Origin of the sequence: Pseudoduganella sp. RAF53_2 (assembly GCF_052113985.1) — a bacterium.
In the GTDB taxonomy this organism is placed as follows: Bacteria; Pseudomonadota; Gammaproteobacteria; order Burkholderiales; family Burkholderiaceae_D; genus Rugamonas.
In genome coordinates this window covers 1-8,000 of sequence record NZ_JBFRDW010000243.1, presented here as the reverse complement: position 1 = coordinate 8,000, position 8,000 = coordinate 1, and the positions used below count along the sequence as shown (strand labels likewise).

Sequence of the window (8,000 nt, the reverse complement as noted above, 5' to 3'; positions counted from 1 at the left end):
ATGTTATTGCGAGGAAATTCATTGGCAGTAAAGTAAAAAGTGCTTATAAATCATGTAGTAAGCGCTTTTATCATGAAATATGCTGCACTCGCGAAATCCGAATTAGCTTACCCGCTAGCAACTTTCCTGTAAAGGCTTTTTGCGAAGACGTTGTATTGATCCGTGGCAATATGAAAGAAATTCGGTTATCCTACGACTCCAAGATCCTCCTGCATGGCGAGAGATTGCGATACGATGTAGTGCAGAAGGATAACCATCCAAATGACGATCACCAAGACCACAGTGCGACACGAAGTTCTTGACCCATCCTTGCTGGGCCGCCCGGTGCACCGTTTGCCTGTTTTTGCAGCGCAACTGCGGGAAGATTTGACCCAGGCCATGCGCCTGAACGTCAATCGCCGCTATTGGGGCAGTTTTCAGGTGGAAGAAGTGGGTTTCAGCCGCCTGGATGGCACTGAACCACGTACGCGCTGGCTGAATTTTGCTGCGCCGGCAGGCACCATTGCCTTCTCGTTGGAACGCAAGGTATTGCTGCGCGTGTTGAACTTCCGCTATGGCCGCAGTGCCAAAACGGCCGACAATGCCGTCGCTGTTGTCGACGAAAACACACGCGTTACAGCAACAGAAGAACGTCTTGCTGTGGCGCTCGGGCAACAGCTGGCCAGCACGCTGGCTGCCCGGATTGAAAGCAACCTGCCGGCCGCCGGCACGCGCGATGATGAGAATGACATCAAGCCTGCAGCCGGCAGCCATCCGCCGAGAGGCACCTGGGTCATCACTGTGACACTGGGCGATGGTGAAATGCAGGGCAAGTGCTGGTTTGCCCTCGATAAGAATCTGATGTCGGACGTGCTGCGCGGCCTGCTGCCCGAGCGCGACACGGGCCGGAAGAGTACGAAAAACCTGGGTCCGCTGGCGGCGCGGCTCCAGGTCGGCCTGAATGGCCGGCTGGTCAGCAAGGAAGTGACCTTGGGCATGCTGTTCGACCTGCGGGTCGGCGATGTCATTCCGATCAGCTTGCACAGAGCAGACGTATTGCTCGAAGATTCCCGCCTGTTTACAGCTGCGGTTACCGAGCACAAGGGCAAACTCTGCTTAACCTCTTTTGAAGATATCGAATGAATATGATGAATGTGAATCCCAACGGCACCAATGACGGGCTGATGGAGGACATGGCGGAAGAATTGATCATCGATAATCAGGTGAACAATGAGTTGCCCGACATGCCCGCCGCGCGCGCYCCGCGCCGCGATTTGCCGGCCATGATGCGCAAGATTCCGGTCCAGCTGACGCTGGAAGTGGGTTCGGCCCGCCTGTCGCTGGAAGAGCTGATGCAGATCGGTCCGGACAGCGTGGTCGAGCTGGACGTGCTGGCCGGCGAGCCACTGGTCATCAAGGTCAACGGTACCGCTATCGGCCGCGCCGAAGTGGTGGTGGCCGGCGAAAATTACGGCCTCAAGGTCATCGATCTGGACGGTTTGAACCTGGACATGATGGCGCCATGACCGTGCGCCGCCTGATGCCCGGCCTGCTGGCCGGTGCATTGCTGTTGTGCGCCTGCACCGCCGTGCAAGCGCAGGATCTGCTGGCCGGGGTCGTCCCCGGCGCCAAGACCGAGCTCTCGGTGAAGATGCAGATTCTCATCATCATGACTTTGCTGGGCCTGCTGCCCATCATGGTCATGATGATGACGAGCTTTACCCGTTTCGTCATCGTGCTGTCGCTGCTGCGCCAAGCTCTGGGTCTGCAGCAGGGCCTGCCCAACCGCGTCATTACCGGCGTGGCCCTGATCCTGACCCTGCTGGTGATGAAGCCGATCGGCGACCAAGTGTGGAAGGATGCCTTCCTGCCCTACGACCAGGACAAGATCGGCTTGCAGGAAGCGCTGAAGATTGCAGAACGGCCTGTTTCGAAATTCATGCTGGCCCAGACCAGCAAGGCCGCCCTGAAGCAGATTGCCCATCTGGCGGGCGAGGATAATGTGGCGAATCCGGCCGACCATGCCTTTACCGTCAAGCTGGCGGCCTTCACGCTGTCGGAACTGAAGACAGCCTTCCAGATCGGCTGCCTGCTGTTCATTCCCTTCCTGATCATCGACCTGGTGGTGTCGTCGGTGCTGATGGCAATGGGTATGATGATGCTGTCGCCGCTGGTGATTTCGCTGCCGTTCAAGCTGCTGCTGTTTGTGCTGGTGGACGGCTGGACGCTGACCGTGAACACGCTCGTGACGAGCATACAGGCGTATTAGATATGCTGACCCCTGACGTGGCTGTCGATCTGGTAATCGAAGCCCTGCACATCGTGATGATTCTCGTGATGGTGCTGGTGGTGCCAGGCCTGGTCGCGGGCCTGGTGGTGGCTTTCATCCAGGCCGCCACCCAGATCAATGAGCAGACCCTGAGCTTCCTGCCACGTCTTCTCATCACGCTGCTGGCCATCGTGCTGACCGGGCGCTGGATGACCGGCTATCTCATGGACTATTGCGTGTCCATCTTCCACCGCGCTGCAACGCTGGTCGGATAAACTCCGCTTCCCGCCATGGAACAGGTTCTGGCCAATTTCGTCCCCCTCCTGAGCGCCTTGTGGTGGCCCTTCGTGCGCGCCATGGCGCTGCTGTCGGCCGCGCCGGTGCTGGGCGAAGCGATGGTGCCGGTGACGGTGCGCGTGCTGGTGTCGCTGGTGCTGGCGGTCATGATGGCGCCGGTGGTGGGCGCGCAGAATGCGGGCATCGATCCCATTTCCATGAATGGCGTGGCAGTCACCATCGAGCAGGCCGTGATCGGCGGTGTGCTGGGACTGGCCTTTCACTTTGCGATGGCGGTGATTGGCGTGCTGGGTTATGTGGTGTCGAGCCAGATGGGCTTCTCGCTGGCGGTAATGAACGACCCGCTGAACGGCACTTCGTCCGACGTGGTGTCGGCCATGCTGACCATGCTGGCCATCATCATCTTCTTCGGCATCGATGGCCATCTGGTCATCACGGGCGTGCTGGGCGCCAGCTTCAAGGCCTGGCCGCTGGGCGGTGGCTACAACGCGCTGCTGCTGCAAACCGTGGCCTGGAACGTGGCGTGGATCTTCTCGGCGGCCATGCTGCTGGCGATTCCCATCGTGTTTTCGACCATGGTGGTGCAGCTGGGCTTTGGCTTCCTGAACCGCGTGGCGCCTACGCTGAACCTTTTCTCGCTGGGTTTTTCCATGATCACCATCTTCGGCCTGCTGATGCTGGGCCAGGTGGTGCGCTTCATTCCCGGCCATTACATCCGCATGTCGAACATGGTGCTCGACATGATCCAGCAACAGATGCGGGCGACAGGCCATGGCTGACGATACCGGCGGCGATAAGTCAGAAAAGGCTTCACAACAGAAGCTGAAGAAGTCCCGCCAGGAAGGCCAGGTGGTGCGTTCGCGCGACCTGGCGACGGCGATCGGCGTCCTGGTCAGCCTGAAGCTGTTCGCCTGGCTGCTGCCCACTTACCTGATGGAGTTCCGCGAAATCTTCCACCAGAGCTTTGCGCCGCTGGAGAGCGAGGGCGCGCTGGAGAATGTGGTGTCCACCGTCTTCCTGAGCGCGGCCATGCTGCTGCTGAAAATGGTGGTGCCTCTGTTCACCGTGCCGCTGTTCATCGTGCTGGGCGCGATGGTGCCGGGCGGCTGGGTGGCCAGCGCCAAGAACCTGGAGCCGAAATTCGACCGTCTCAACCCGATGAGCAACATCGGCCGCCTGTTCAGCGGCAAGCATGGCTTCGAACTGGCGATCTCGGTCGGCAAGGCTGCGGTGCTGGCCTGGGTGCTGGTGCATGTCGGCCGCAGCTCGGTCGAACAGTACACGCGCCTGCAAGGCATGCCACTGGGCGAGGCGATTTCGCTGGGCGCCAATCAGATGATGGACGGCCTGATGGCGATGGTGGCGGTGTTCGTCATCTTCGCCATCATCGACGTCCCGGCCCAGGCCTTCTTCTTTGCCAAGCAGCAGCGCATGAGCAAGCAGGAGCTGAAGGAAGAACACAAGAGCAATGAAGGCCGGCCGGAAGTGCGCCAGCGCATCCGCCAGTTGCAGCGTGCCCTGGCCCAGCGCAGCGCGCGCAAATCGGTGCCGACCGCGGACGTGGTGATCGTCAACCCGGAGCACTATGCCGTGGCCCTGAAATACGACGAGTCGCGCGCCGAAGCACCTTTCGTGATAGCCAAGGGCGTCGATGAAATGGCCCTGTACATTCGCCAGATTGCGGCCGAATCCAAGGTCGAAGTGATGACTTTACCGCCGCTGGCGCGCGCGATTTACAATACCAGCCAGGTCAACCAGCAGATTCCCGTGCAGCTGTATCAGGCCGTCTCCATGGTCCTGAACTACGTGCTGCAATTGAAAGCATTCCGCGCAGGCCGCCGCAATGGCGAGCCCGCGTTCCCGGACCAGGTTCCAGTTCCAACCAGTATGAGTGAGGCTACAACGCCATGAATTTTTTGACCAGGTTGATCGCTGAAATGCGTCGACACAAATTCGCCACGCCGGCATTCCTGCTGACGATCCTGGCGATGATCATCCTGCCATTGCCGCCGATCCTGCTGGACGTTCTGTTCACCTTCAATATCGTCCTGGCCCTGATCATCATCCTGGTCAGCGTGAATACCAAGCGGCCGCTGGACTTCTCGGTGTTCCCGACGGTGATCCTGGCGACCACGATGATGCGCCTGACGCTGAACGTGGCGTCGACCCGCGTGGTGCTGCTGCACGGGCATGAAGGCACGGCTGCCGCGGGYCGCGTGATCGAAGCTTTCGGCCAGGTGGTCATCGGCGGTAACTATGTGGTCGGCCTGGTGGTGTTCGTGATCCTGATGATCATTAACTTCGCCGTGGTGACCAAGGGTGCCGAACGTATTTCGGAAGTGTCCGCGCGCTTCACCCTGGACGCCTTGCCCGGCAAGCAGATGGCGATCGACGCCGATCTGAATGCGGGTCTGATCAACCAGGAAAAGGCCCAGCTGCGCCGCAAGGAAGTGGCGACGGAAGCGGACTTCTACGGCGCCATGGACGGTGCCGCCAAGTTCGTGCGCGGCGACGCGATTGCGTCCATCCTGATCCTGATCATCAATATCGTCGGCGGTGTGGCCATCGGCTCGCTGATGCAGGACATGAGCTTTGGCGACGCCTTCCGCCAGTACGCGCTGCTGACCATCGGTGACGGCCTGGTGGCCCAGATCCCGGCGCTGCTGCTGTCGGCTGCCGCGGCGATCATCGTCACCCGCGTATCCGACTCGGGCGACTTCGAGAAGCAGGTGGGCGGCCAGCTGCTGGCCAATCCGAATGTGCTGTTCAGCGCATCGGCCGTGATGGTGATCCTTGGCCTGGTGCCAGGCATGCCATGGCTGATGTTCCTGACCTTTGCCGGCGTGCTGGCTTATGTGGCCTATCAGCTCAATCAACGGGCCGTGGCAGCGCCCCCGGACAATATCGCCGCCATCGAAGCGGCCCTGCGCGAAGAGAAAGCCCCAGAGCTGGAATGGCATAGCCTGCCAGCCGTACAGCCGCTGCAAGTCCTGCTGGGCTACAAGCTGGTGGGCATGATCGACAAGGCACATGGCGAAGTGCTGACCAAGCGCTTGCGCGGCGTACGCCAAAGCCTGTCGGAAGGCATGGGCATGCTGGTGCCGAATATTTATGTGCGCGATGATCTGGGCCTGAAGCCGTCGCAGTATTCCGTGGTGCTGAGCGGCTCGGTGGTGGCGCAGGCCGAAGTGTTTGCCGAGCGCCTGATGGCGATTCCGTCGCCGAATGTGTATGGCGATATCGATGGTATTCCGGGCGTGGAGCCGGCCTATGGCATGCCGGTGACCTGGATCGAGCCGAAGGACAAGGCGCACGCGCTGGGCATGGGCTACCAGGTCATCGAGCCGCCGAGTGCGATTGCGACCCACGTGTCCAAGCTGGTGCGTGAATATCTGCCGGAGCTGTTCCGCCACGAAGACGTGCCGGCCATCCTGGAGCGCCTGGGCGCGATGGCGCCCAAGCTGGCGGATTCGCTGGGCAAGGCGATGACGCATACCCAGCTGTTGCGCGTGTTCCGCGTGCTGCTGGCAGAGAATGTGTCGCTGAAGGACATCGTGCCAATCGCCACTACGTTGCTGGATTCGTCCGAGACGACCAAGGACCCGATCCTGCTGGCGGCCGAGGTGCGCTGCGCGCTGCGGCGCCAGATTGTGTCCGGCCTGTTCGGGCAGAAGACCGAACTGCTGGCCTTCAACCTGGGCGGCGAACTGGAAAACATGCTGCTCGGCTCACTGAATCAGGCGCGCCAGTCGGGCAAGGTGGTGCTGGATAATTATCCGATCGATCCGCACCTGCTGGCGCAGCTGCAGGTCAATATGCCGGTCGCGCGCGAGCAGATGAAGCAGCAGGCGACGCCGCCGCTGTTGCTGGTCCTGCCACAGATCCGGCCGCTGCTGGCGCGCTACGCACGCCTCTTTGCACCTGGCTTGCACGTGCTGTCGTATAACGAAGTGCCGGAAAACCGCGAAGTTTCGATCATCGGCACGGTCGGCTGAACCAGCCAGCCGAAAACCACCGTCGCGGCGATGGCGCCAAACAGCTGGGCCGCGATGTAACCGAAAACATCTTCCAGACGGATGCCCGCGACCGTATCCGTTGCTGCGCGCGCCAGCGTCAGCGCCGGATTGGCAAATGACGAGGAAGCGGTGAACCAGTAGGCGGACGCAATGTAGGCAGCGACCGCAAACGGCGTCAGGGCAGGGCGGTTGCGCGCGCAGCCGATGACCACGCCGATCAGACCGAACGTGGCCACGAATTCACTCCACCATAGCGCTGCGCCAGTCCGGGCGACGGTCGCTGCTGCCAGCACCGGTTCGCCGAACATGAGATGTGCCGCGGCCACGCCGGCGAATGCGCCGCCGGCCTGCGCAACGATACGGGCCAGCGCCTCGCGCCACGCCATGTGGCCGCGCCAGGCCTCCGACACAGAGAGAGCGGGGTTGAGGTGCGCCGCGCCAAACGCAAGGAGCAGGGCCAGCAAACCAGTGCTGCTGGCAAGCGCGTTGGCCAGCAGCGCGAGGGCCGCATTGCCGCCTGCCAGCCGCTGGCCCATGATGGCGGAACCCACCACCATGGCCAGCAGCAGCGCCGTGCCCAATGCCTCGGCGGCGAGATGCCGCGACAGCGTCATGCCATGGCGCGGACCGCGTCCACTGCATCGAGGATGGCCTCGCCGGTGGCCGGCGCCCGCAACGGCGGGTTGAAGCGGTAGTCGCCGACCGATGCAATCGCATCGCGAATCGCCAGGAATACCGAGAACGGCAGCAGCAGCGGCGGTTCGCCCACCGCTTTGGAGCGGTGGATGCTGTCGAAGGCATTGCGGTTCTTGAACAGGCGCACGTTGAAGTTGTCCGGACAGTCGGACACGCCGGGAATCTTGTACGTCGACGGCGCATGCGTCATCAGCTTGCCGTTCGGGTTCCACCACAGTTCTTCCGTTGTGAGCCAGCCCATGCCTTGAATGAAGGCGCCTTCCACCTGGCCGACGTCGATGGCCGGGTTCAGCGAATTGCCTGCATCGTACAGGGCATCCGCTTTCAGCAGCTTCCATTCGCCAGTCAGCGTATCGATAATCACTTCCGCCACCGCGGCGCCGTAAGCGAAATAGCCGAAAGGGTTGCCGCTCATGGTTTCCCGGTCCCAGCTCAGGCCCGGCGTGGCGTAGAAGCCGTCGGACCACAGCTGGACGCGCGCCAGATAGGCCTTTTGCACCAGATCCGCGAAGGGGATGGCCAGTTCGCCCGCGAACACGGTGCCGTCCGCCAGCACTACGTCTTCCGGCGCGCAGTGGTAGGTTTTTGCGGTGAACTCCACCAGGCGCTTGCGCAGCGTACCGGCGGCATCCTGGGCGGCCTTGCCGTTCAAGTCTGCGCCGGTCGATGCGGCGGTTGCCGAAGTATTGGCGACCTTGCTGGTGTCGGTGGCGCTGGCGCGGACGCGCGACAGCGGAATACCC

The 8,000-nt window shown here is 61.8% G+C and carries 9 protein-coding genes; 7 read left to right on the top strand and 2 right to left on the bottom strand.

All coding sequences use genetic code 11. From position 1 onward, the window contains the following. Positions 1-261 precede the first annotated feature (261 nt). From AB4Z11_RS15635 to AB4Z11_RS15605, 7 genes are read left to right on the top strand one after another with little or no spacing between them, the layout of a single operon-like run. Positions 262-1,122 (top strand): FliM/FliN family flagellar motor switch protein, encoded by an 861-nt coding sequence (locus AB4Z11_RS15635; RefSeq protein WP_442026168.1) that lies wholly within the window; start codon positions 262-264, stop codon positions 1,120-1,122. 5 nt (positions 1,123-1,127) lie between these two features. Then, positions 1,128-1,505, top strand: a complete 378-nt coding sequence (locus AB4Z11_RS15630; protein WP_442026169.1) for a FliM/FliN family flagellar motor switch protein — start codon at positions 1,128-1,130, stop codon at positions 1,503-1,505. Further along, positions 1,502-2,248: a flagellar type III secretion system pore protein FliP gene (fliP, locus tag AB4Z11_RS15625; RefSeq protein ID WP_442026167.1), complete on the top strand. Its 747-nt coding sequence runs from the start codon at positions 1,502-1,504 to the stop codon at positions 2,246-2,248. The genes AB4Z11_RS15630 and fliP overlap by 4 nt, the downstream gene beginning before the upstream one ends. Before the next feature lie 2 nt (positions 2,249-2,250). After that, the gene (fliQ, locus tag AB4Z11_RS15620; protein ID WP_442026166.1) at positions 2,251-2,523 is read left to right on the top strand and encodes a flagellar biosynthesis protein FliQ; all 273 of its coding nucleotides are present in this window, start codon (positions 2,251-2,253) and stop codon (positions 2,521-2,523) included. 15 nt (positions 2,524-2,538) lie between these two features. Continuing rightward, a complete protein-coding gene (locus AB4Z11_RS15615; protein ID WP_442026165.1) occupies positions 2,539-3,324 on the top strand; it encodes a flagellar biosynthetic protein FliR in 786 nt (261 codons plus the stop codon). Then, positions 3,317-4,456, top strand: a complete 1,140-nt coding sequence (locus AB4Z11_RS15610) for an EscU/YscU/HrcU family type III secretion system export apparatus switch protein (RefSeq protein ID WP_442026164.1) — start codon at positions 3,317-3,319, stop codon at positions 4,454-4,456. The genes AB4Z11_RS15615 and AB4Z11_RS15610 overlap by 8 nt, the downstream gene beginning before the upstream one ends. Then, positions 4,453-6,540: a flagellar biosynthesis protein FlhA gene (locus tag AB4Z11_RS15605; RefSeq protein WP_442026163.1), complete on the top strand. Its 2,088-nt coding sequence runs from the start codon at positions 4,453-4,455 to the stop codon at positions 6,538-6,540. Before AB4Z11_RS15610 ends, AB4Z11_RS15605 begins: the two co-directional genes overlap by 4 nt. Here the strand turns inward: AB4Z11_RS15605 and AB4Z11_RS15600 are convergent. Further along, on the bottom strand, positions 6,447-7,175 hold the full coding sequence (locus tag AB4Z11_RS15600; protein WP_442026162.1) for an aquaporin: 729 nt from the start codon (positions 7,173-7,175) through the stop codon (positions 6,447-6,449). The two genes, AB4Z11_RS15605 and AB4Z11_RS15600, sit on opposite strands and share 94 nt — an antisense overlap. Continuing rightward, a partial coding sequence (locus tag AB4Z11_RS15595) for a molybdopterin cofactor-binding domain-containing protein (protein ID WP_442026161.1) occupies positions 7,172-8,000 on the bottom strand: 829 nt, incomplete at its 5' end. The genes AB4Z11_RS15595 and AB4Z11_RS15600, both read right to left, overlap by 4 nt.